Genomic DNA, 23,121 nt, shown 5'->3' with positions numbered 1-23,121 from the left:
CTTACTTCAGGAAGCCGTTCTTTTTCAAAAAGTCCTCAGCGACGCCCTTGACCGGCTCGCCGCCAACCTGCACGCGGCCATTCAACTCCTGCAGCGTGACGAGATCGAGCTTGGCGAAGACCGGCTTCAGCAGCGTCTCGATTTCCGAGTGCTCCTTCAGCACCGCCTCGCGGATGATCGGCGCCGGCTGATAGACCGGCTGCACACCCTTGTCGTCTTCAAGCACGACGAGGCCGGAAGGCGCGATGCCGCCGTCGGTGCCATAGACCATGGCGGCGTTGGCGCCGTTAGTCTGGTTGGCCGCAGCGGCAATGGTCGCCGCCGTGTCGCCGCCCGACAGCGTGATCAACTGGTCCGGCTTCAGTGTGAAGCCATAGGTCGTCTGGAAAGCGGGCAGCGCGGCCGCCGAATTGACGAACTCGGCGGAGGCCGCCAGCACCACCTTGCCGCTGCCCGAAACGTATTTGCCGAAGTCGGACAGCGTCACAAGCTTGTTGGTCTCGGCGACCTCCTTGCGCAGGGCGATCGCCCAGGTGTTGTTGGCCGGTGACGGGGACAGCCAGACGATCTTGTTGGCGTCGTAGTCGAGCTTCTTGGCAGTCTCGTACGCCTTGGCGGCATCTTTCCAGACCGGATCGTCGGCCTTCTCGAAGAAGAAGGCGGCGTTGCCGGTGTATTCCGGATAGATGTCGATCTCGCCGGCTGTAATCGCCTTGCGTACCACGGGCGTGCCGCCGAGCTGGATGCGGTCGGTGGTCTGGATATTATTGGCGTTCAGCACCAGCTGGATGATGTTGCCGAGCACACCGCCCTCGGTGTCGATCTTCGACGACACCACCACCTGGGCGCTTGCCGAGGCTGCCGTGATGCCGAGCGCCAGTACAGCACCGGCCAGAACCTTGATTGAAAACATCTCACAAATCCCTTGCTGTGAACCGGAATACGGCTGCCGCATATGAGCATGGCTTCGATGCCCCGTCGGGGTACACGGTTTCATAAGAAGAGGGATGGGCGCAATAATTTTGTTCGAATGCGAGTGACTCCGCTGCCGCGCCGTCCCGACAGCGTGACGTCAGTTGGCCGCGCGCAAGCCCGTCATCTTCAACACGCCCAGTGCCACGAAGCACAGCACGACGACCGGGAAAATCATCCAGTTCAGCATCTCCCAGCCCCAGGCATTGTAGACCGCCCCCGACATCAGTGAGGCGAAGGCGACGGAGCCGAACAGGACGAAATCGTGGAACCCCTGGACCTTGCCTTTTTCGGACGGCTGGTAGCTGTCGGCCACCATGGCGGTGGCGCCGATGAAGCTGAAGTTCCAGCCGAGGCCGAGCAGGATCAGCGTCGTCCAGAACTGCCACGGTGCCAACCCCGACAGCGCGACTATACCGCAGCCAATGAGCAGCACCAGGCCGATGGCCACGATCCGCTCCGCGCCAAAACGATGGATCAGCGACCCCGTAAAGAAGCTCGGCGCGAACATCGCCATGACGTGCCAGGAAATGCCGAGCGTGGCGTCGTCGGTCGACAGGCCGCAGCCGACCATGGCCAGCGGCGCTCCGGTCATGACGAAGCTCATCAGCGCGTAGCTGCCGACGGCGCAAAACAGCGCCGCGACGAAGCGCGGCCTGGTGACGATTTCTGAGAGCGGCCGGGCGTCGCTGTCGGCGATTTCCACCTTGTCGGTTGCCTTGGCCGGGATGCGCAACAAAGAGAGAATGGCGGCGCCGACCGCCGCCAGCACCAGGATGGACGCAAACGAGCCGGCAAACTTCACCGGCGAGAACAGTTCGCCGGTGAAGATGACGATCTGCGGCCCAAGGATGGCGGTGACGATGCCGCCGGCCAGCACGAAGGAGATGGCGCGCGCCTTGAATTCAGGCGGAGCATTGTCGGCGGCGGCAAAGCGGAACTGCTGGACAAAGGCGCCGCCGATCCCGATCACGGCAAGGCCGAAAGCGAAGAGCCAGAAGCTGGCATGAAACAGCGCCAGCGTGGCGACCAGGCCGCCAAGCGCTGTGACCGCCGTGCCGATCATGAAGCCGTCGCGCTGGCCGAGCCGGCGGATGATCGCCGCTGCCGGCAGGGAACCGAGCGCCACGCCGACATTGAAACCGGTGATCGGCGCGGTTGCCAGCGACTTGTCGGCGTCGAGCAGGTACTGCCCGGCCAATCCGCCCATGGAAATGGCGATGGGTGCGGCCGAGCCGATGATCGCCTGCGAGGCTGCGAGGATGAAGGCGGTACGACGCGCTTCCTTGCCGGCCTCAACGGCGACGACAGCAGTCATGAGGCGTCCTTGCCGCGGCCCTCGCCACGCACCCGGCGCGACACGCGATCAAGCACCGCATTGACCAGTTTCGGCTCGTCTTCTTCGTAAAATGCCTTGGCGATGTCGACATATTCGGAGACGATGACCGCCACCGGCACGTCCTCGCGCTGCATCAGCTCGTAGACGCCGGCGCGCAATATGGCGCGCAGTGTCGAATCGAGCCTCGACAGTGGCCAGTCCTCGGTCAGCGCCTGTCGGATGATCGGATCGATGGTCTTCTGGTGCTCGACGACGCCGGCAAGAATGGCGCGAAACCATTGCGCATCGGCTTCGCGATAGAGCGCGCCGTCGACTTCCTTGCCGAGCCTGAACGCCTCGTATTCAGCGGTGATCTCAAATACGCCGCTGCCGGCGACGTCCATCTGGTAGAGCGCCTGCACGGCGGCCAGACGGGCAGCACCACGCTTGTTGGCGTGACGAACCGCAGGCTGTCCGGGCGCAGCGGGTTCGCTCACGATCGCTCTCCCAACTGCTGCTTGAGCGCAATCATTGTCAGCGCCGCACGCGCCGCAAAGCCGCCCTTGTCGCCTTCCGAACGCCTGGCCCGTGTCCAGGCCTGTTCGTCGTTTTCGGTGGTAAGGATGCCGTTGCCGATGCAGACCGAATCCTGCACGGACAGGTCCATCAGGGCACGGCTGGATTCATTGGCGACGATATCGAAATGATAAGTGTCGCCGCGGATCACCGTGCCGAGGGCGACGAAACCGTCATAGTTCGTCCCGCCTTCGGAGGCACCGTCGAGCGCGAAGGAAATCACCGCCGGGATTTCGAGCGAGCCAGGAACGGTGACGACATCGTATGTCGCGCCCGCTTCGTCGAGCGCGCTGGTCGCGCCTTCGAGCAACGCGTCCGCAAGGTCGTCGTGAAAGCGCGCCTCGATGACAAGAAGGTGGGCCTTCTTCTTCGGACGGATGAACGCTTTGCCGTGTTGGGATGTGCCTGCCATAGATGTCTCCGGGGATCGCCGGTGACTTAGGCCGAAGCCGGTTTGATCGCAAGCGGAAGATTGCCGAACGAACTTTCAAGGCCAACCCGGCGGCGGTCGCATCAGGGAATGGGCTTTATGGACGAGCGCCTCAAAGCCCCTCTTTAGCCGCCTCCACCAGTCGCGCCGCGTAGCGGGCCATGGTGTCGATCTCGAGATTGACGCGGTCGCCGACCTGGCGTTCGCCCCAGGTGGTGACGGTCAGCGAATGGTGGATCAACAGCACGTCGAAGCGGGTGCCTTCGACCTTGTTGACGGTGAGCGACGTGCCGTCGAGTGCGACGGAACCCTTGGGGGCGATGAATTTGGCAAGCTCGCGCGGTGCTTCCAGGGTAAGGCGCACGGCGTCACCCTCTTCCTTGCGGGCCACGATCTCGGCCATGCCGTCGACATGGCCTGACACGATATGGCCGCCAAGCTCGTCGCCGATCTTCAGAGCCCGCTCCAGGTTGATGCGCGTGCCAGATTTCCAGCCCATCGCGGTCGTTAGCCTGAGCGCCTCTTCCCAGGCCTCGACCTCGAACCAGCGTGCATTGGCGCCATCTTCCGGCAATCCCGTTACCGTCAGACAGACGCCGCCGCAGGAAATCGAGGCGCCAATGGCAATGGTCTGCGGATCGTAGGCGGTGTCGATACGCAAACCTACGCCTTCCCTTAGCGGCTTCACGGCAGCGACGGTGCCGACATCGGTGACGATTCCAGTGAACATTAGTTTGGCCCTGTGAACATCAGTTCGGTCCTAGATGTCTCTTATCCATTCCGCATATGTGTCTTCGCCGAAACGCATGTTGCGCAATTTGCGAAATCCCGGCGGGATATTGTTGGCATCGATCGGCGATACTATGCCGCCCTCGCCGATCGCGTCCGGCCCCTGAAACAGCACGATACGATCGACCAGTTGTTCGTCGAGGAACGCCTTGGCCACCCTGGCGCCGCCCTCGACCAGGAGGCTGGCCATGCCGAGCGCCGCCAGATCCTCGAGCAGTTCTGGCAGCGCAATATCGCCTTCATACGTCTCAGTGCCGATGAAGCGAACGCCGGCGCGTTCGAGCGCGGCGCGCCGGTGCGGATCGGCCTCGGCGCAGGCAGCGATATAGAGCGGCACACGGTCGACGCCGGCGACCAGTTTCGAAGTCTCGGGTAGCCTGATCTGACGGTCGAGCACGATGCGCGCCGGCGAACGGCTCTCCAGTCCCGGAAGCCTAACCGTCAGCGCCGGATCGTCCTCCAGTGCCGTGCCGATGCCGATCAATATGCCATCGGCTTCGGCGCGCATCAGATAGACTTCGCGCCGGGCGATGTCGCCGGTGATGGAGACCTGCCCCTCGCCTCTCACGCCGATCTTGTTGTCGCTCGAAAGCGCAAGCTTCAGGATCACTTCCGGACGTTTTTTCAGAGATCGAATCAAATAGCCGGCCATCTGCTCCGCGGCCTCAGCCGCCAGCACTTTTTCCACCACCTCGACGCCAGCCGCATGCAAGATTGCATAGCCCTTGCCGGAAACACGCGGGTCCGGATCGCTGGCAGCGCCAACCACACGCGACACGCCGGCACTGACCAGCGCATTGGCGCAAGGCGGCGTGCGGCCGTGATGGGCGCAAGGCTCCAGCGTTACATAGGCGGTGGCGCCGCGCGCCAGTTCGCCGGCCTCGGCCAGCGCTTCGGTCTCGGCATGCGGCCGGCCGCCGACGGCCGTGACGCCGCTGCCGACGATCATCGGCCCGTCGCCGTCGTCGCGCACGATCAGCGTGCCGACGGAAGGATTGGTCGAGGTCCGGCCGGCATTTTTGCGCGACAGCCTGAGGGCTGCCGCCGTATAGCGGCGATCGAGGACCTCTTGCTGCGCCGTGCCGCGCTCGGACCCTGCCATGCTCAGCCGGCGTCCTCTTCGCTCTTCAGCTCTTCGCCCCTGGGCTCGTCAGCTTTGAGCTCGTCGCCCTTGAGCTCACCCAGTACGTCGTGGAAATCCTTGGCCTCGCGGAAATTGCGGTAGACGGAGGCAAAGCGCACATAGGCGACATCGTCGAGCGACTTAAGCGCCTCCATGACCAGTCGGCCGACTTCCCCAGAAGCCACTTCGGTCTCGCCCGAGCTTTCGAGCTGGCGCACAATGCCGGTCACCGCGCGGTCGATGCGCTCGGGATCGACATTGCGCTTGCGTACCGCGATTTCGACCGAGCGCAGCAGCTTGTCGCGGTCGAACGGCACCTTGCGTCCAGACTTCTTCACCACGACGAGGTCGCGCAATTGTACGCGCTCGAAAGTGGTGAAGCGGCCGCCGCAATCCGGGCAGACGCGCCGCCTGCGGATCGCCGCGCCGTCTTCGGCGGGGCGCGAATCCTTCACCTGCGTATCTTCGGACTGGCAGTAGGGACAGCGCATGGAGAGCCTTCGGTTCGCGATTCTCGTGGAGCGAAAGGCTTAGAGGTTTTTGCCACGATGGCAAAGTATGGCCGATGACCGATCGCGCCTCAGAGATAGCGAGGCACGAGGAAAATTGCGAGAGCGGCAATCAGTTGGACGGCAATACGCCAATCAGGGAGCGACGTCGCCGGTCGGGAAGCCGCAGGACGTGCCGAGATAGCGATAGGCCTTGGTGAAGCCGTCCATCGATATGGTCGCGACCGGCTTGTCGGCCAAGCTGACATCGAGGGCGCTGGTACGGCGCATGGCACGCAGTATGGCAAGCGTGGTCTCGGGCTTGTTGTTCATCATCCACTGTCCGTCGGCGATAAGATGAAAACCAGCCTTGATCTTGTCGTTGACGTCGCGGAACACGGCCGGGATGTTGTCACCCTTGGGCAAGTCACTGTTTTTCACGGCGATGATGAGGCTCGGATAGCCCTCGGGCGGCAGCACGTCGCCATTCGAGATGGCCAGCGTAAGGGTGCCGCTGGTCCCGTTAGCGTCGAAAAAGACCGTCGAGGCGGCACAGGTCTTGCGCACATCCTCACCGGTGTTGACCTCGTCCACCGTGGTGGACCACCTGCCGAAGGTCTCTGTCTTGGGTGCTGCTGGCGTCGGCTCGGTCTGCGCCAAGGCGGCGTCGGACTGCTGCGAGATGGCTAAGGTGAGCAAGGCGCCAACGCTGGCGAAACGGAAAATTCGCATCATCATCAAGCCTCTCCGAGATGCCGCCGTGCCCAGTTGATCGGCGCCGTCACAGTTGGGGAACGACGCCCTGCGTCAGCCAAGATAGGGGTAAAGCGGAAAACGATCCGTCAATGCCGCCACCTTGGTCTTCACGGCTGCCTCGACGGCCGCATTGCCCTCGTCGGGATTGGCGACTTTCAGTCCATCCAGCACTTCGGCGATCAGCTTGCCGATCTCGCGGAACTCGGCCTGGCCGAAGCCGCGCGTGGTGCCGGCCGGCGTGCCGAGCCGAACGCCGGAGGTGACGAAAGGCTTTTCCGGGTCGAAGGGGATGCCGTTCTTGTTGCAGGTGATGTTGGCGCGGCCAAGGGCAGCCTCGGCGCGCTTGCCGGTGGCGTTCTTGGGGCGCAGGTCGACCAGCATCAGATGGTTGTCGGTGCCGCCGGAGACGATGTCGAGACCGGTCTCCTGCAGACTGGAGGCCAGCGCCTTGGCATTGGCGACGACGCTCTCGGCATAGATCTTGAAGCTCGGCTTCAGCGCCTCGCCCAGAGCCACCGCCTTGGCGGCGATGACATGCATCAGCGGTCCACCCTGCAGGCCGGGGAAGACGGCCGAATTCATCTTTTTGGCAATATCCTCGTCGTTGCAAAGGATCATGCCGCCGCGCGGGCCGCGCAGCGATTTGTGCGTCGTGGTGGTGACCACGTGGGCATGCGGCAGCGGCGAAGGATGCATGCCGCCGGCGACCAGGCCGGCGATGTGGGCCATATCGACCATCAGATAGGCACCGATCGAATCGGCGATCTCGCGAAAACGCTTCCAGTCCCAGACGCGTGAATAGGCGGTGCCGCCAGCCAGGATCAGCTTTGGCCTGGTCTCATGGGCGGTCTTCTCGATCGCGTCCATGTCGAGCAGATGATCTTCCCTGCGCACGCCATAGGAGACAACCTTGAACCATTTGCCGCTCATATTGACCGGCGAGCCATGCGTCAGGTGCCCGCCGGAATTGAGGTCGAGGCCCATGAAGGTGTCGCCGGGCTGCAGCAGCGCCAGGAACACCGCCTGGTTCATCTGGCTGCCGGAATTCGGCTGGACGTTGGCGAAGTTGCAGCCGAACAGCTTTTTCGCGCGTTCGATGGCCAGTTCCTCGGCGACATCGACGAATTGGCAGCCGCCATAGTAGCGCTTGCCCGGATAGCCCTCGGCATATTTGTTGGTCATGATCGACCCTTGCGCCTCGAGCACGGCGCGCGAGACGATGTTTTCCGAGGCAATCAGCTCGATCTCGTGGCGCTGGCGGCCGAGTTCGTTGCGGATCGCGCCGAAAATCTCGGGGTCGGCATCGGCAAGCGTGGTTTCGAAGAAGGATTCGAATTTGTTCGACACTGCCGCTGCTGTTGCCATGGGCTGAAATCCTCAAGGTTCGGGGTCTGTCGCGCCATTAACACAGTTGCTTTCGGCCCGCCACGTTTGCAGCGCGAAATTTGCTGGCCGGATTGCGGCAGCCCCCCTGAAAGCACATTATTTCTTCGCCTGCCGGCCGGCAGCAGGGCTTCGCGTGATCTCCTGAACAGCCCCGCATGGTTTGCATATGATCCGTGGCGAAAACCGATTTTCGGAATCATGCGCAAAGCTCAGGGAACGACGGCGACAATAAAAAGGCCGCCCTTCCGGCGGCCTTTTTGCAAATGAACTCAGCTGCTTAGAGCGCGGATGTGATCTGCAGCTCGTTGGCCCCGTCGAGGCCGTAAATGTCGTCGCGGAACTGCACCACGCCCGGCCCCGTCGACCAGGCCGAGATGTAGAGGAAATAGACCGCCACCGGATTGGTGACCTGCACCGGGACGTTTTCGCCGCTCTTGATGGCCGCCTCGAAATGCTGGCGATTCCAGCCCGGCGTGTCGCGCAGGATCCAGGTGACGAGATCGCGCACATTCTGGACGCGCACGCAGCCCGAGGAATCGAAGCGCATCATCTTGCCAAACAGGCTCTGCTGCGGCGTGTCGTGCATGTAGACGCCGTCCGGGCTGGGGAAATTGATCTTGACCGAGGCCATCGCGTTGCCAGCACCCGGATCCTGGCGGAAGCGGTACTTCTCGGCGTCGTCGGTCGACCAGTCGACGGTCAGCGGATCAACCTCGCTGCCATCCGGCGCGAACAGACGGATGTGGCTGTCCTTGAGATAGTTGGGGTCCTTCCGCATCAGCGGAATGATGTCCTTGCGCACGATTGAGACCGGCGCGTTCCAGTAGGGATTGACGATGATCTCGTTGATCTTGGAATTGACGATCGGCGTCTGGCGGTCGATCTTGCCGACGATCGCGGTATGGCGCAGCACGACGCGATCGTTCTCGACCGCCTCGATCTGGGCGCCTGGAATGTCAACCAGCACGTAACGGTTGCCAAGCGTGCCGGCGCGCTCGCGCAGCCGCTGCAGATTGGTCTGCAACTGGCCGAGACGAATTGGCGCCGAAACATTCATCGCCGCATAAGAATATTGGCCCAGCGTCCCGTCGGCGGGCAGGCCATGGCGCGCCTGAAAGCGCTTGACCGCGGAGTCGACATAGGAATCGAAGGCTGTCGAAATGCCGGCGCTCTGCGCCAGATCGCCCGCAATCATCAGGCGTTTGCGCAGCGGGACCACGTCGGGATCATCGACGCCGAGCTGCAATTTCTTGGTGTCGGGAACCGGCTCCCAGCCGCCCTGGGCGACGATGTTCTGGTATTGCGCGACCGCCTGTTCGGTAAACGAAACGGTCTGCAGGCTGAAGATCGGCAGCGTCGAGGCCACCTTGCCGCCCTGGCTGGGGCGCGCGTCGAACTGGTCGTCCCAATTGCCGCGGGCCGAGGATTTCAGGATATCCCCGATCACATCCTGCGCACTGGCTCGGCCGGCGACCATAGCGGCTGCGAGCGCGGAGGCCCCTGAAAGGAAGAAACGGCGGCTGGTTCTCATGGACGTTCCAGACATTCTTGCTACAATTCCACTCACCGGGCGGTCTCGCCCGCACTCTAGGGTTGGCTTCTTAACAATTAGCCAACCATGGTCCGCATCACTTCGGTGTAAAAACACATGGGAAGTGACTTGGGCACAGGACAAATGCACGGCTTTGGCCCCAGCATCACCCGCATCTTCGGTTCCATTGGAATATGGCGGCAACGTGGCTGTTGCTCGAATTTGGATCGGCAGGCCTGACGAAACGGAAAGACCGGTGCTTTTCGGCACCGGCCTTTGGTCTGCTCCGCGGCAGCGCTTCCGTGGTCCAGCTTCAGATCTTGCTGCGGCGGATGCGACTACATCCGATAGGCAATCGTATCGTTCCAGAACCGATCCAACCGCTGCAGGGCGCGGTTCATCTGCTTGAACTCTTCGGTGTTGATACCGCCGACCTGCTCGATCGAGCCGACATGGCGCTCGTAAAGGCCGGCGACGACTTCCGCCACCTCATTGCCCTTCGGTGTCAGCGAAACCCGCACGGAACGGCGGTCGATGCGCGAGCGCTGGTGGTTGATGAAGCCGAGATCGACCAGCTTCTTCAGATTGTAGGAGACATTCGAGCCGAGATAATAGCCGCGCGAGCGCAGTTCGCCGGCGGTCAGCTCCGAATTGCCAATGTTGAACAGGAGCAGCGCCTGGATGGCGTTGATGTCGGAGCGGCCGTTGCGGTCGAATTCGTCCTTGATCACATCAAGCAGACGGCGATGCAGCCGCTCGACCAGCTGCAGCGATTCCATGTACAGCGAACGGATCGCCTCGCGGCGGTCATCGGATACGTTGGCGGTCTTCGCCGCCGGACGCGAATTGATCATTGTCTTTGCCTCTCGTTTGTCGCCCGGTGATTTTTTGTTCTTCACCTTGATCGCGACACTATCGAATACTCATAAAATTCGACTTAAACGCCAAGGCTAACAAGAGCTTACCGGTAAAGGGTTTCGAAAGAGGCTTAACGGACGGTCACCCGAGCAAGGATAATTAACCTAAAGATTTAGCCAACGATCCTGGCCGGAATTGCTATCGCCGGGCTTGCCGTTTCTGGATCCAGATCACCACGCGGAACACGATGTAGAGCAGCGCCACCGCAAGGTGCGAGGCGACGATCAGCAGCCGGTGGCCGAACAGCTCGGGGAAGCCGGCATACATGACGCTCTCGGTCACCGCGCAGATGAACCAGATCACCGGCCCCCAGGACGCCAGCATCCAGAGGCCGGCGGCAGCGAATGGAAAAAACACCGCCAGCACCACCGCCGCCACCTGCCAGTGCACCGGCATCAGGTCGAAGCGCCACAACGGGCCGGGGTAAAAGCCGATCAGCCGGATCCAGTACAAGATGCCGAACAGCAGGCAGTAGCCGGCGATGACGCGCTGGAACCAGGCGAAGATGACCTCGACCGTCGAGGGCTGCAGCACCACGCGTCTCGAGGCGACCTCGCTCACAGCTTCAGTTCCCGTTCGCCGAGCGGTGCGAAATAGGCGTCGACGTCGGCGGCGCTGACGTCATCGATGCCTGCCGGCCGCCATTGCGGCGTCGAGCCCTTGTCGATGATGGCGGCGCGGATACCTTCATAGAAGTCGTGCCCGGCAAGCATGCGGTTGAGGATACGGAACTCCATTTTCATGCACTCGTCCATCGACAACGTCTGCCCGGCGCTGATCTGGCGCCAGGCGACATGCAGGCTGGTCGGTGAACGGGTGCGGATGGTGGCCAGCGTCTTTGCCGCGAACTCGTCGGCAGTGGCTGCCCGCTCCAGACTGGCGACGATATCGGCCAGCGACGGCTGCGCGAAATGCCGGGCGATGGCCTCCAGTGTCGGCCTGTCGGTCTCGCGCCTGGCCGGGATGAAGCAACCGCGCAGCACTGATTCCGGGTCGCCGCTTTCCGCCAGACGGTCGAGAAAGCCGGCCTGGTCCTCCGCCTTGATCGTATGGGTGGCGAGGCCCGACCACAAAGCATTGCCATAGCGGATGCGGTTGCCGGTCAGCGCCAGATACATGCCGAAGCTGCCGCCGAGATCCGGCAACAGATGGCTGGCGCCGACATCCGGGAAAAAGCCGATGCCGACTTCGGGCATGGCAAACTGGGCGTTCTCGGTCAGCACCCGCTGCGAGCCATGGAAGGAGATGCCGACGCCGCCGCCCATGACGATGCCGTCGATCAGCGCGACATAGGGTTTCTTGAAACGGGCGATGCGGGCGTTCAGCCGGTATTCGTCGGCGAAGAACTCGACCGGCGGCTTTCCTGCCCGGCCGGCCTCGTAGATGTGGAGGATGTCGCCGCCTGCGGAAAACGCCCTGCCTTCGGCCTTGACGACGACAACATCGACGCCGTCGTCGCGTTCCCAACTGCGCAGCGCCTTATCCAGCGCCTTGACCATGCGGTGGGTTACGGCATTGAGCGCCTGCGGCCGCGTCAGCGTGACGATGCCGGCCCTGCCCAATCTTTCGAAGCGAATCTCGTCGCCTCCGCCAAAATCCATCGCCAGAGACTCCCTCCCCCGCGCCCCGCCGGGAGTGAAGTGCTAAAGCGTGGCGCATGGCCGCGTCAATGGCGGGCGGCCAATCCCGCTGCTTGGCCGTTGGCAGCAGCCGGTGCTAAAGCTGGTTCTTTGAACCGGAGGTTGAACCCTTGTCTTGGTTGCCGCGCCTTGCTGTTGCGGTGGTCGGCCTGATCGGCGCGATCACTTCTCCCGTGTCGGCCGCAACCGTCGACGAGCTCTACCGATCGCAGACCATCGTCACCGGCCAGGGCGAAGAGAACCGCCAGATCGGCTTCAAGGCCTGCCTCGATGCGGTGCTGGTTCGCGTCTCCGGCGATCAGCGGCTGCCGAAAAGACCTGATATGGCGGCGTTGCGCGACAAGGCCGGGAGCTTCGTTGCCGAATTCCGCTATCATGATCGTCTCGAAGGCATTCCGGTCCATGACGAACAGGGCACCCACGACCGACCGCACGATCTCACCTGCCTTTATAAGCCCGAAGTCATAGATCCCGTGCTTGCCGGGCTTGGCAGCAAACCATGGCTTGGCGAGCGGCCACGCTTGGCAATTTTCCTCAGCGCGGAGCAAGGCGCGAGACATTTCGCGCTGACCGCGGACGATCAGCGCGGAGCGGCGATGCGCGAATCCTTTGCCAATGCCACCGGTCCACTGGTCATGCGGATTGTATTTCCGGCAGCGTCGCTGCTCTCCGCCTCAAAGCTGGACGACCGAAGCCTCAGCCATGCCGACATGGCGACATTGGACCAGCTTGCCCGAAAAGCCGGTGCCGATCAGGCGCTCGCCGGCAGCATCGTCTGGAGCGACAAGGAACTGGGCTGGATCGCCGATTGGCGGCTTGCCATGAAGGGCAAGAGCTACAAATGGCAAGTGCGCGGCGTCAGCTTCGACGAGGCATTCCGCGTCGCCATGCGGGGCGCGGCGCAGGTGTTGTCCGGCAACGGCGCGCCAGAGTAAGGTTTTGAACCAGCACTGGCACAATCGTGTCGCATTGGTCAGCGGGGAAGGCTCGTGGTAAAAGCCGCCGATCCGGAGTTTTTGCGATGAACAAATTCACCCCTGCAAAGCCTGCCGGCGCGCGCAGCGTCGACGAGATCACCGGCAGCCGGCGGCTGCGGCGCATGCGCAAGGCCGATTGGTCGCGCCGCCTTGTCCAGGAGAACCGGCTCTCGGTCGACGATCTGATCTGGCCGATCTTCGTCGTCGACGGCAGACAAGTGCGCGAACCGATCGCCGCCATGCCCGGCGTGTTCCGCCTGTCGCTCGACCTCGTTGTCAAGGAGGCTGAGCGCGCGGCTAAGCTTGGCATTCCGGCGATCGCCACTTTCCCCAATGTGGAGCTCGGCCTGCGCGATCAGACCGGTTCGCACATCCTCGATCCGGAAAACATCATCAACCGTGCCACCCGCGCCATCAAGCACGCAGTCCCGGAGATCGGCATCATCACCGACGCCGCGCTTGACCCGTTCACCTCGCATGGCCATGACGGCATCTTGCGCGAGGGCATTATCGTCAATGATGAAACGGTAGAGCAGGTGACGGCGGCGGCCGTCATTCAGGCGGCGGCGGGGGCCGACATCATTGCCCCGTCGGACATGATGGACGGTCGGATCGGTGCCATCCGCGATGCGCTCGACGCCAATGGGTTTCAGGATGTAGCGATCATGTCCTATGCGACCAAGTTCGCATCCGCTTTTTACGGCCCCTATCGTGAGGCGGTCGGCACCGCCGGCCTGCTCAAGGGCGACAAGAAGACCTATTACATCGACCACGCCAATTCCGACGAAGCGGTGCGCGAGGCCGAGCAGGATCTCGCCGAGGGCGCCGACATGCTGATGGTCAAGCCCGGCCTGCCCTATCTCGACATCATCCGGCGGCTGAAGGACGAGTTGCAGATGCCGACCTTCGCCTATCAGGTCTCGGGCGAATATTCGATGATCAAGGCCGCCGCCGCCAATGGCTGGATCGACGGCGAAAAGGCGATGCTGGAATCGCTGCTCGCCTTCAAGCGCGCCGGCTGCGACGGCATCCTGACCTATTTCGCGCCGGAAGTGGCTGAAATGCTGAAGGGGTAGCAGACGTTGTTGTGGGGGCTGGGCAAGCATTTCAAAACGGTGTTTGGCCCTAAACCACGCGGCGACACGGATACGCTTGGGTATCACGCGTACGTCACGCTTTATGACTGGACTGTGCCGAGTTCCAAGCTGTCCAGCGCTATTGGTCGAATTTCGGACAAGCAAAAATCCGCGCTCGACGCCGCATGGATCGAGCTGGAAAGCGGTCTCGCCGGGTGGAAGACGAACAACCATATCCTGGCGGCGGATATAGCGGCAGAGGTCCGAAACAGCCTCTCGGAATCAGACCTCGATGACATGGTCGTTTCTATCCTCTTCGATCAATCCGGCTCGATGCGCGGCCAGAAAATTCTGTACGCGGCTGCATCCGCCGACATTGTTCAGGAATTCCTGCGCACGCTCGGCCCCAAGGTCGAACTCCTGGGCTTCACAACGCGCAATTGGCGCGGCGGAGAATCAAGACGCATCTGGAATGAAGATGGCCGGCCCGCCAATCCGGGAAGACTGAACGACCTGCTTCATATCATCTACAGGGAGGCTGGCGACAAGCGCCAGAGCAGTATAGGCCATGCCCTCAAGCCGATGCTGCGACCCGACCTGCCCAAAGAGAATGTCGATGGCGAAGCCATCGAGTGGGCGGCCGGGCGGCTGCTGGAACGTCCTGAATCCCGTAAAATACTGCTTGTCGTGTCTGACGGCGCGCCGGTCGACGATGCCACACTTTTAGCAAACGGCCCGCGCTATCTCGACGATCATCTCATTCATGTGGTTCGGCAGCTCGAGACAACCGGCAGAGTTGATTTGCTGGCGGTTGGGTTAGGCTTTGATGCAAGCCGCTACTATCGTGTCTCAGCCAATTGCGAGGCTCCCGATCAACTTGCCAGAACCATGCTGACGTTGTTGAAACGTGAGCTTGTCGCCGGGCCGAGAGCGAGTAGCGGCGACCGTGGCTGACGAGAGGCTGGTTTCGTCCCGGCGGCTGTCGTCCCACGATGCTATCCATCGTCAACTCACAGAGGCGGCCGTAAATACCGCTTGCAATTTGCAATCAGATAAGCTACCCAATAACCGATTGCAAAATGCAACTAGTTATGGAGGCTCTCATGTCCAAACTTCGCGTCAAGGCTTTCACCCTGTCGATCGACGGCTTCGGCGCCGGTCCCGACCAAGACCTGAAGAATCCGCTGGGTATTGGCGGGGAGGCCCTGCACGAATGGATGTTCGGCACCCGCACCTTCCGCAAGATGGTCCTCGGCAAGGATGGCGGGACCACGGACACGGACGAGGCGTTCGCGGCGCGCAGCTTCGAAAATGTCGGCGCATGGATCCTGGGCCGCAACATGTTCGGGCCGATCCGCGGCGAATGGCCGGATGACAGCTGGAAAGGCTGGTGGGGTGACAACCCACCCTACCACGTGCCGGTCTTCGTGCTGACGCACCATGCGCGTGAGCCCATCGTCATGGAAGGTGGCACGACTTTCCATTTCGTCACCGACGGCATCCATTCGGCGCTGGAGAAGGCGAAAGCAGTGGCTGACGGCAAGGATGTACGGCTCGGCGGCGGCGTCGCCACGATCCGGCAATATCTCCAGGAAAAGCTCATCGACGAAATGCATCTGGCGATCTCACCGGTCCTGCTAGGCGCCGGCGAGAGCCTTTTTGCCGGCATCGACATGCCCAAGCTCGGCTATCGCTGCAGCGAGCAGGTCGCGACGCCGAAGGCCACGCACGTCATCATCGAGCGCGATTAGGAAGTAGCGTGGGCGTTTTTGTCTGCGCTATTGGCGAAACCTTTGGTGCAGGCCCCTTTCTCCCCGTCACTATACGGGGAGAAATGCCCGGCAGGGCAATGAGGGGCGGCGCAAGCGATCAAAGATTACGCTGCCGGACAATACCCCCGAGGGCAATATGACGTCAGAATAAGTTTAGTCCACGAAGTGATTTGAGCGGGTTCAATTGTCGAGGTTGGCGCCGCCCCTCATCCGCCTGCCGGCACCTTCTCCCCGTATGGTGACGGGGAGAAGGGAGCCCTGCCTCAGTACTTCTCCGGCACATACAGTTCGCGCGGCAGTACCTGGCGCTCGTATTCGGGATTGAAGACGCGCTCCGGCAGTGTGATCTCCTCGTGCGGCACCTCCTCATAGGGCATTTGCTTGAGGAGATGGTCAATGCAGTTCAGCCGTGCCCGCTTCTTGTCGTTGCCCTCGACGATGAACCACGGGGCTTCCGGGATATTGGTGCGGGCGAAGGTCTCTTCCTTGGCCTTGGTGTACTGCTCCCAGCGCACGCGCGACTGGAGGTCCATCGGTGATAGTTTCCATTGCTTCATCGGGTCATGGATGCGCATCAAAAAGCGCATCTGCTGCTCCTCGTCGGTGATCGAAAACCAGTATTTGACAAGCGTAATGCCTGAGCGGACCAGCATGCGTTCGAAATCCGGAACGTCGCGGAAGAACTCCTCGACCTGATCCGGCTGGGCAAAGCCCATTACCCGCTCGACGCCCGAGCGGTTGTACCAGGAGCGGTCGAACAGCACGATCTCGCCGCCGGCCGGCAGATGCGGAACGTAGCGCTGGAAATACCATTGCGACTTCTCGCGCTCGGTCGGCGCCGGAAGTGCTGCGACGCGGCAGATGCGCGGATTAAGCCTCTGGGTGATGCGCTTGATAACACCACCCTTGCCCGCCGAGTCGCGGCCCTCGAAGACCACGACGAGCTTCTTCTTGTGATAGGCGACCCAGGATTGTAGCTTGATCAATTCGGATTGCAGCGTGATGAGATCGCGAAAATACTGCAGGCGGTCGATCGATGGCGGATGCGCATTCTTGTAGATCTTGGCGATCTCCATCGACAGCGCCGGCTCCGAGATTTCCAGCTCATAGTCTTCATCGAGCGTGTCGGCGAGTTCCGCTTCCAGCCAGTCCCTGGCCGGGGAATTCTGTTTTATCTCGGTCATTTGCGCTGCTCCGCTTACAGGCCTTGCCGGCCGCTGTCAGGCGCTCTGCCGCCCGGCCCGGCGGCCGGAAATCGAAGCGCTGGACCGATGTTAGTATAGGCCGGCAATGACGGTTTTATTGCAGCCACTACTGCGCTGGCTGTGCGTTCAATCCGGAAGATGTGATCGAGCTTGCCATGCGGAACGGGCGACAAGCGGAACGAATTATCCTACAAATACCCGGTTCATTGAGGGCTGTCGTTTGCAACGCCCTTTCCCGATAAATCGTGAGGATACGACATGGAATACCGCACTCTCGGCCGTTCCGGGCTGAAGGTTTCGACGCTGACCATGGGCACCATGACGTTCGGCGGCGGCGGCGCGTTTTCGGCGGTCGGCAAGACCGACCTCGACGAGGCGCGCCGGATGATCGACCTTTGCATCGATGCCGGCGTCAATGTCATCGACACCGCCAACGTCTATTCGAACGGGGTGTCGGAAGAGATCATCGGCGAGGCGCTCGGAGGCAAGCGCAAGGGCGACGTGCTGATCGCGTCCAAGGCGCGCATGCGGATCGGCAAGGGCCCCAACGATGAAGGCTTGTCGCGCTACCATCTGATCCGCGAATGCGAGAGGAGCCTGAAGCGCCTCAGGACCGATGTCATCGACATCTATTTCCTGCACGAGTGGGATGGCCTGACACCGCTTGAGGAAACCATCGCCGCGCTCGACACGCTGGTCGCGCAGGGCAAGGTCCGTTATGTCGGCTGCTCCAATTATTCCGGCTGGCAAGTTATGAAGGGGCTGGGGATCAGCGACCGTCATCACCAGCCGCGCTTCGTCACCCAGCAGATCCATTACACGCTGGAAGCGCGCGAGGCCGAGTATGAATTGTTGCCGATCTCGGTCGACCAGGGGCTCGGCGTGCTGGTCTGGAGCCCGCTTGCCGGCGGGTTGCTGTCCGGCAAATACCACCGTGACCAGCCGACCGCCCGCCAGCTCAGCGGCTGGTCGGAACCGCCGATCCGCGACGAGGACCGGCTGTGGCGGATCGTCGACGCGCTGATCGATATCGGCAATAACCACGGCGTGTCGGCGGCGCAGGTGGCGCTTGCCTGGCTGCTCGGCCGGCCCGCTGTCAGTTCGCTGGTGATCGGCGGACGAACCGAAGCGCATTTCAAAGACAATATCGCCGCTGCAAGCCTTGTGCTTGCCGATGAGGAGCGCACACGGCTCGACGTGGTCAGCAGGCCGCCCGTGCTCTATCCCTACTGGCACCAGCAATTCACGGCAAAGGACCGGTTCGGGCCGGCCGATCTCGTCCTCGACCGGGACGGCGCCTGAAAAGTCGGGCTCTCCGGACAGCGCCGAGATATGGAGCCGATCGTGCCTTGCGGTGTTGTGTTTGCGGTCCAATGCTCCTAGGCAAAGGCCAAGCACAATGAAAGGAAACGATATGGCACGAGCACCGAACTACGGTCAGGAACGCAAGGAACGCGACCGGCAGAAGGCTGCCAAGAAGGCGGAAAAGCAGGCTGCCAAGGTCGCGGCCAAGGAGCGCTCGAAGCCCGAGGGCGAAAGCGAGCCCCAGACCAACACCGAAACGGCCGAGTGATGATATCAGGCCTGTCAGGTGGCCCGGGTCTCGGTCAAGTCCCCGCTATGCCTCAGGCCGGCGCCTTGTCGCTGACGAAGACGTTCACTTCACGGGCGGCGGCAATGAAGGCCCGTCTTGCGTTCATGGCCGGCTTGTCGCCGGCCAGCGCATCATGACAGGCCTGCAGCGCTTCGCGGTGCTTGGGGCTGCGCTTGCCGGGCCAATTGTTGAGGAGGTAGTCGGAAGCCTCGCGGGCTGTACGCAAGAGCTGGTTGCTTCCCGCCGCGCCCTTGACGGTCACGGGTGTGTCAAATCGGTTGTTTTCCATCGCCGCTCTTACGCCATCGGCATTTGCGAAGCGAGACCGAAAGTAGCTTTCTTCGCTCATCTGCCTTTTTCGTGATCAATGGCCGCCGATCCGCACTCAAGCGACGACGGCAAATCCCCTGGCGCGCAGGCCGCGCCGGTCGTTGCGCAGCGACGTCACCAGCCGGTCGCGGCTGCCGACGATATGGGCTGAAACCAGGCGGGCGGCCCCATCGGCGTCGCCGGCCCGCACCGCCGACAGAATGGCATGGTGTTCGGCCCAGGCGCGGCTGAGCGCTGCCTCGTCGCGAACCTCGAGCCAGCGGGCGCGCGACAGGCGCGTCATCGCGTCGCGAACCGCTCTGAACAGGAACTCGTTGCCTGACAGGCGTGCCAACTCGATATGAAAATCCATGCCGACGCGATGCCATTCCTCGCGCGGGGTTTGGTCGTCGCAGGAATCGAGCATCGCCTCGATGATTTCGACGGCGCTCCTGTCCTGCAAGGCACAAGTCAGCCTGAGCGCCGCGACCTCGACCGCCTCGCGATAGACGGCGATCTGCTCGAGTTCGGCGAGATTGATAGGCGAGACCGTCCAGCCGCGGCCGTCGCGGCAAATCAGGCCTTCGGTCTCGAGCCGCAGCAAGGCCGCCCTGACCGGCGTGCGCGAGGCACCGAAGCGGCTTTCGATCCAGCGCTCTGTCAGCCGCTCGCCGGGACCGATCTCGAGCCCGAGGATCATTTCGCGAAGCTGCTTTTCGACGTTCTGCATCTGCGACATTGGCGTTCCGTTCAGGTCATTTGTTCCGGCAATCGGGTCACTGGCCAGCGTTGGCCGATCACGCCGGCCTTTGTCGATCATGTTGGAGAGGCCCGCATTGACAGCGACGAGGCTTGCGTTCATGACAGATACCAGCTTGGTATCCCAAAATGGTATCCGCAGCAAGTTTTCATGCAAGCTGGCCGGCAGGACAGGACATGCCGCAAGACGCCACCCTCGCCACGCAAGGCACGCATAACGTCCACTGGCGTCGCAATCTCGCCGTGTGTTTGGCCGGCTCGTTCAGCACGCTCGCAGCGATGACGCTGCTGTTGCCCTTCCTGCCGCTCTACGTCGAGCAGTTGGGCGCCGAGGGCCATGCGGCGATCGTGCAGTGGTCGGGCATCGCCTACGGCGCCACCTTCCTTGCTGCCGCGCTGGTGGCACCCCTATGGGGCCGGCTAGGCGACCGCTACGGCCGCAAACTGATGCTGGTGCGCGCCAGTTTCGGCATGGCGCTGTGCATGTCGCTGACCGGCATGGTGCAGACTGTCTGGCAATTGGTGTTCTTGCGCCTGCTGATCGGCTTTGCCGGCGGCTATTCTTCGGGCTCGACCATCCTGGTTGCCATGCAGACGCCGAAGGATCGCTCGGGCTGGGCGCTGGGCGTGCTGTCGGCCGGAATCACGGCCGGTGCCCTGGTCGGTCCGCTGCTCGGCGGCGCGCTGCCGCCGCTGATTGGCATCCGGGCCACATTCCTGCTCGCCGGCGGCGTCATTTTCCTGGCCTTTCTGGCAACCACCTTGCTGATCAAGGAGGCCCCTCGCCCGGTTGCCGCCAAGGCCGCGTCAGAAGAAAAGGCGAAAGGCGGCTGGTCGCAGATTCCCGACAAGCGCCCCGTCGTCGCCATGCTGGCGACAGGCATGCTGTTGAGTTTCGCCACCATGTCGATCGAGCCGATCATCACCGTCTATGTCCAACAGCTCATCGAAGATCAGAGCCAGGTCACGCTTGTCTCCGGCATCGTCATGTCGGCGGCAGCGCTCGGCGCCATCCTGTCGGCGTCGCGGCTCGGCAAGCTCGCCGACCGTATCGGCCACTGGAACGTCATCGTTGCCTCACTCGCAGTCTCGGCGCTGCTCTTGATTCCGCAGGCCTTCGCCACGCAAGGCTGGCAGCTCGTCGGCCTGCGTTTCCTGATGGGCCTGGCGCTTGGCGGTCTTTTGCCCTGCATCACCAGCGTCATCCGCCACAATGTGCCCGACGGCGTCGGCGGCAATGTGCTGGGCTTGTCGATCTCGGCGCAATATGTCGGGCAGGTCGCCGGGCCGTTGCTCGGCGGCTTCGCCGGTGGCCATTTCGGTATGCGCTCGGTGTTTCTCGGCACATCCGTTCTGATGGCGGGCGGAGCGGCCTATAACTGGCTGGTCCAGTCGCGCCGCGAACGCGACATGCTGGCGGAAGCCGGCAAATCCTGACACGGTTCGCGGCACTATCTCAGGCGGTCGCCAGGAATCATGGAGGCGTGGAAATGAGCACGGATGAACACGCGGCAGGCGGCCGCATTCTGGTTCTTGCCGGCGGCCTATGCGGCGCAACCGGCGTGGCGCTTTCGGCGGCGGCGGCGCATCTCGGCGGCGCTTTCGTCGGTACGGCCGCGTCCTTCCTGCTCATGCATGCGCCGGTCTTCCTTGTCGTCGGGCTGCTCGGTGGAAATAGCATCCTGCGAACCGGAAGCCTCATCCTTCTCGTCGGGCTTCTGCTGTTCTCGGGAGATCTTCTGGCCCGCGACTTCCTTGGCTCGCGGCTGTTCCCGATGTCGGCGCCGATCGGCGGCACGTTGCTCATCGGCGGCTGGCTGGTGATGGCCGCCTCGGCGCTGGTGCGCCCGCGCCCTTGACGCGGCAGCCAGGTTCGCCAGTTCTGTCAGTCGCGCGGACGCTCGGGCCGGACTTGGCCGTCGCGCTTGGTCGTCTTGACCACACGCCGTCGCTCCGGCCGTTCGGTGGCCGGCGAGATGCCCCAATAATTGCGATAGATGTCTTCGAACAGATGCTTGATCGGGTGCATGGCTTAATCTCCTCTAGCTTTTTGAATCGATCCAATCAGCGGGCACAAAAAATAGGCCGCCGATCAGCTCCACTTGCGTCCTACGAGGAAACGCAGGTCGCGAATCCACGGACCGGTCCTGTCGCGCCCCTTACCGGCCTCCGCGTTCGAGCGGATGCTCCAGTCGTTCCGGTAAATGTCCTCGAACAGATAATTGACGGGGTGCATGGCACTCTCCTCTTGTATCGATCCAATCAGCGGACGAAAAACGCTCTTGGATCGATTCAAAGAATATGCGTCGCACCATAAATGTCAAGCAAAAATTTGAATCGATCCAACGAAGGTGTTAGTTAATTGGCGATACTGTTGGACAGGAGTCCTGGAGACAAACAAATGGCATCACTCACCGAAGGCGGCAGGAGACCCATCCGGCTGGCGGACATCGCCAAAGCCGCGGGCGTATCGCACGGCACTGCCTCCAATGTCTTCAGCCGTCCCGAAATCGTGCGCGAGGAAGTCCGCGAGCGGGTCAAGGCGGCGGCCGACGCGCTGGGCTACGCCGGCCCGGATCCCAAGGGCCGCCTGCTGCGCGCCGGCAAGGTCAATGCAATCGGCGTCGCCACAACCGAGCCGCTGTCCTATTTCTTCGACGACCCCTTTGCCCGCGTGATGATGGCCGGCATCTCGGAAGCCTGCGACGCCACCGGCGCGGGAATAGCCCTCGTGTCGGCTGGCAACGAGGAAAAACTTGCCTGGAATATCCAGAGCGCCCTCGTGGACGGCTTCATCCTGTTCTGCATCGAGGGCGGTCCGCGCCTCGTTGAGCTGACGCGCGAACGAAAGCTCCCCTTCGTCGCGCTCGAGCTCGGCTCGCAGGACGACACGGTCTCCGCGATCAGTATCGACAATGTTGCCGGCGGCCGACTCGCGGCGCGCCATCTGGCGGAACTTGGACATCGCCGCTTCGCCGTGTTGTCGCTGGCCTTCGCCGACGACAGCACCGGTCTTGTCTCGCCCGAGCAGGTCCGGACGGCAACCTATACCGGAACCCGTGACCGCCTCCTCGGCTATTTCGAAGAGCTTTCCCGGTTTGGTGTCGACACCGCCGAGGTGCCGGTCTACGAGACCGAAAACGACAAGGCGAGCACAAGGGCTGGTCTCGAAACCATCTTCGCCTCGGCGGAACCGCCGACCGCCATCCTGGCGATGTCGGACCGGATCGCAATGGTGGCATTAGAATGGCTCAACGCACGGGGCATCGCGGTTCCCCGCGATGTTTCCGTCGTCGGCTTCGACGGCGTGCCTGAAGCCGCAACTTGCGAGCCTCCGCTCACCACCATCGCCCAGCCGATCGCCGAGATCGGCCGCCGGGCAGCGCGAAGAATCCTCGACTTCGACGGCACGGTGCGGCGAGAAACGCTCGATGTCGAACTTGTCGTCAGGGCATCGTCCGGACCGCCGCCGAGCATAGCTTGAGGCCGGCAGATCGACCGT

27 protein-coding genes are annotated in these 23,121 nt (G+C 62.6%); 9 read left to right on the top strand and 18 right to left on the bottom strand.

Annotated elements, in window-relative coordinates:
• Window position 1 precedes the first annotated feature (1 nt).
• The 13 genes from osmF to NKH23_RS10455 form a co-directional block, all read right to left on the bottom strand.
• Window positions 2-913 carry a glycine betaine ABC transporter substrate-binding protein OsmF gene (gene osmF, locus NKH23_RS10515; RefSeq protein WP_352977392.1) on the bottom strand — a complete coding sequence of 304 codons (912 nt, stop codon included), beginning with the start codon at window positions 911-913 and terminating at the stop codon, window positions 2-4.
• A gap of 159 nt (window positions 914-1,072) precedes the next feature.
• Window positions 1,073-2,290, bottom strand: a complete 1,218-nt coding sequence (locus tag NKH23_RS10510) for an MFS transporter (protein WP_352977391.1) — start codon at window positions 2,288-2,290, stop codon at window positions 1,073-1,075.
• Window positions 2,287-2,787, bottom strand: coding sequence for a transcription antitermination factor NusB (gene nusB, locus NKH23_RS10505; protein ID WP_352714844.1), 501 nt, complete (start codon window positions 2,785-2,787; stop codon window positions 2,287-2,289). Before nusB ends, NKH23_RS10510 begins: the two co-directional genes overlap by 4 nt.
• Window positions 2,784-3,278 carry a 6,7-dimethyl-8-ribityllumazine synthase gene (ribH, locus tag NKH23_RS10500; protein WP_352977390.1) on the bottom strand — a complete coding sequence of 165 codons (495 nt, stop codon included), beginning with the start codon at window positions 3,276-3,278 and terminating at the stop codon, window positions 2,784-2,786. The genes nusB and ribH overlap by 4 nt, the downstream gene beginning before the upstream one ends.
• 130 nt (window positions 3,279-3,408) lie before the next feature.
• Window positions 3,409-4,026 carry a riboflavin synthase gene (locus NKH23_RS10495; protein WP_352977389.1) on the bottom strand — a complete coding sequence of 206 codons (618 nt, stop codon included), beginning with the start codon at window positions 4,024-4,026 and terminating at the stop codon, window positions 3,409-3,411.
• Window positions 4,027-4,056: 30 nt separating this feature from the next.
• A complete protein-coding gene (gene ribD / locus NKH23_RS10490; protein WP_353034639.1) occupies window positions 4,057-5,187 on the bottom strand; it encodes a bifunctional diaminohydroxyphosphoribosylaminopyrimidine deaminase/5-amino-6-(5-phosphoribosylamino)uracil reductase RibD in 1,131 nt (376 codons plus the stop codon).
• 2 nt (window positions 5,188-5,189) lie between these two features.
• Window positions 5,190-5,699 (bottom strand): transcriptional regulator NrdR, encoded by a 510-nt coding sequence (gene nrdR, locus NKH23_RS10485; RefSeq protein ID WP_352977387.1) that lies wholly within the window; start codon window positions 5,697-5,699, stop codon window positions 5,190-5,192.
• A 153-nt stretch (window positions 5,700-5,852) separates the two neighbouring features.
• On the bottom strand, window positions 5,853-6,434 hold the full coding sequence (locus NKH23_RS10480; RefSeq protein WP_352714850.1) for a hypothetical protein: 582 nt from the start codon (window positions 6,432-6,434) through the stop codon (window positions 5,853-5,855).
• 69 nt (window positions 6,435-6,503) lie between these two features.
• A complete protein-coding gene (gene glyA / locus NKH23_RS10475) occupies window positions 6,504-7,817 on the bottom strand; it encodes a serine hydroxymethyltransferase (protein WP_353034637.1) in 1,314 nt (437 codons plus the stop codon).
• Window positions 7,818-8,115: 298 nt separating this feature from the next.
• A complete protein-coding gene (locus NKH23_RS10470; RefSeq protein ID WP_023717271.1) occupies window positions 8,116-9,369 on the bottom strand; it encodes a L,D-transpeptidase family protein in 1,254 nt (417 codons plus the stop codon).
• A 338-nt stretch (window positions 9,370-9,707) separates the two neighbouring features.
• Window positions 9,708-10,223: a transcriptional regulator LdtR gene (ldtR, locus tag NKH23_RS10465; protein WP_023674486.1), complete on the bottom strand. Its 516-nt coding sequence runs from the start codon at window positions 10,221-10,223 to the stop codon at window positions 9,708-9,710.
• Between the two features lie 202 nt (window positions 10,224-10,425).
• Window positions 10,426-10,848 carry a DUF6163 family protein gene (locus NKH23_RS10460; RefSeq protein WP_352714852.1) on the bottom strand — a complete coding sequence of 141 codons (423 nt, stop codon included), beginning with the start codon at window positions 10,846-10,848 and terminating at the stop codon, window positions 10,426-10,428.
• The gene (locus NKH23_RS10455; protein ID WP_352714853.1) at window positions 10,845-11,888 is read right to left on the bottom strand and encodes an enoyl-CoA hydratase/isomerase family protein; all 1,044 of its coding nucleotides are present in this window, start codon (window positions 11,886-11,888) and stop codon (window positions 10,845-10,847) included. The genes NKH23_RS10460 and NKH23_RS10455 overlap by 4 nt, the downstream gene beginning before the upstream one ends.
• 149 nt (window positions 11,889-12,037) lie before the next feature.
• On the opposite strand from NKH23_RS10455, the gene NKH23_RS10450 reads away from it, so the two are divergent.
• The 4 genes from NKH23_RS10450 (at window position 12,038) to NKH23_RS10435 (ending at window position 15,731) form a co-directional block, all read left to right on the top strand.
• Window positions 12,038-12,862: a DUF8605 domain-containing protein gene (locus NKH23_RS10450; protein ID WP_352714854.1), complete on the top strand. Its 825-nt coding sequence runs from the start codon at window positions 12,038-12,040 to the stop codon at window positions 12,860-12,862.
• Window positions 12,863-12,948: 86 nt separating this feature from the next.
• Window positions 12,949-13,980 (top strand): porphobilinogen synthase, encoded by a 1,032-nt coding sequence (hemB, locus tag NKH23_RS10445; protein ID WP_352714855.1) that lies wholly within the window; start codon window positions 12,949-12,951, stop codon window positions 13,978-13,980.
• A 9-nt stretch (window positions 13,981-13,989) separates the two neighbouring features.
• A complete protein-coding gene (locus NKH23_RS10440) occupies window positions 13,990-14,934 on the top strand; it encodes a cobaltochelatase CobT-related protein (protein WP_352910888.1) in 945 nt (314 codons plus the stop codon).
• A 149-nt stretch (window positions 14,935-15,083) separates the two neighbouring features.
• Window positions 15,084-15,731, top strand: a complete 648-nt coding sequence (locus NKH23_RS10435) for a dihydrofolate reductase family protein (protein ID WP_292658699.1) — start codon at window positions 15,084-15,086, stop codon at window positions 15,729-15,731.
• A gap of 284 nt (window positions 15,732-16,015) precedes the next feature.
• Here NKH23_RS10435 and ppk2 read toward each other — a convergent pair whose 3' ends face one another.
• Complete coding sequence (gene ppk2 / locus NKH23_RS10430; protein WP_352472021.1) at window positions 16,016-16,936, bottom strand: polyphosphate kinase 2; 921 nt, start codon at window positions 16,934-16,936, stop codon at window positions 16,016-16,018.
• A 279-nt stretch (window positions 16,937-17,215) separates the two neighbouring features.
• Here ppk2 and NKH23_RS10425 point away from each other — a divergent pair, with 279 nt between their 5' ends.
• Entirely contained in the window at window positions 17,216-18,259 is a 1,044-nt protein-coding gene (locus tag NKH23_RS10425) for an aldo/keto reductase (protein ID WP_352714858.1), read from the top strand.
• Between the two features lie 112 nt (window positions 18,260-18,371).
• A complete protein-coding gene (locus NKH23_RS10420; protein WP_352714860.1) occupies window positions 18,372-18,530 on the top strand; it encodes a hypothetical protein in 159 nt (52 codons plus the stop codon).
• A 52-nt stretch (window positions 18,531-18,582) separates the two neighbouring features.
• Here NKH23_RS10420 and NKH23_RS10415 read toward each other — a convergent pair whose 3' ends face one another.
• Together NKH23_RS10415 and NKH23_RS10410 are read right to left on the bottom strand one after the other, a co-directional pair.
• Window positions 18,583-18,840 carry a DUF982 domain-containing protein gene (locus NKH23_RS10415; RefSeq protein ID WP_023674477.1) on the bottom strand — a complete coding sequence of 86 codons (258 nt, stop codon included), beginning with the start codon at window positions 18,838-18,840 and terminating at the stop codon, window positions 18,583-18,585.
• 96 nt (window positions 18,841-18,936) lie between these two features.
• On the bottom strand, window positions 18,937-19,599 hold the full coding sequence (locus tag NKH23_RS10410) for a GntR family transcriptional regulator (protein WP_352715233.1): 663 nt from the start codon (window positions 19,597-19,599) through the stop codon (window positions 18,937-18,939).
• 197 nt (window positions 19,600-19,796) lie between these two features.
• On the opposite strand from NKH23_RS10410, the gene NKH23_RS10405 reads away from it, so the two are divergent.
• Both NKH23_RS10405 and NKH23_RS10400 read left to right on the top strand, forming a co-directional pair.
• A complete protein-coding gene (locus NKH23_RS10405; protein ID WP_352910892.1) occupies window positions 19,797-21,056 on the top strand; it encodes a multidrug efflux MFS transporter in 1,260 nt (419 codons plus the stop codon).
• Window positions 21,057-21,109: 53 nt separating this feature from the next.
• Window positions 21,110-21,478, top strand: coding sequence for a DUF423 domain-containing protein (locus NKH23_RS10400; RefSeq protein ID WP_352714865.1), 369 nt, complete (start codon window positions 21,110-21,112; stop codon window positions 21,476-21,478).
• A 26-nt stretch (window positions 21,479-21,504) separates the two neighbouring features.
• On the opposite strand, the gene NKH23_RS10395 is transcribed toward NKH23_RS10400, so the two are convergent.
• Together NKH23_RS10395 and NKH23_RS10390 are read right to left on the bottom strand one after the other, a co-directional pair.
• The gene (locus NKH23_RS10395) at window positions 21,505-21,648 is read right to left on the bottom strand and encodes a hypothetical protein (protein ID WP_352481237.1); all 144 of its coding nucleotides are present in this window, start codon (window positions 21,646-21,648) and stop codon (window positions 21,505-21,507) included.
• Between the two features lie 63 nt (window positions 21,649-21,711).
• Window positions 21,712-21,855 carry a hypothetical protein gene (locus NKH23_RS10390; protein WP_352910895.1) on the bottom strand — a complete coding sequence of 48 codons (144 nt, stop codon included), beginning with the start codon at window positions 21,853-21,855 and terminating at the stop codon, window positions 21,712-21,714.
• 165 nt (window positions 21,856-22,020) lie between these two features.
• Here NKH23_RS10390 and NKH23_RS10385 point away from each other — a divergent pair, with 165 nt between their 5' ends.
• A complete protein-coding gene (locus tag NKH23_RS10385) occupies window positions 22,021-23,103 on the top strand; it encodes a LacI family DNA-binding transcriptional regulator (RefSeq protein WP_352714867.1) in 1,083 nt (360 codons plus the stop codon).
• Window positions 23,104-23,121: the final 18 nt, after the last annotated feature.

Source organism: Mesorhizobium sp. M1328 (assembly GCF_040318075.1).
GTDB lineage: Bacteria > Pseudomonadota > Alphaproteobacteria > Rhizobiales > Rhizobiaceae > Mesorhizobium.
Note: the sequence above shows the minus strand (reverse complement) of the source record. Positions and strands in the feature narration are given on the sequence as shown.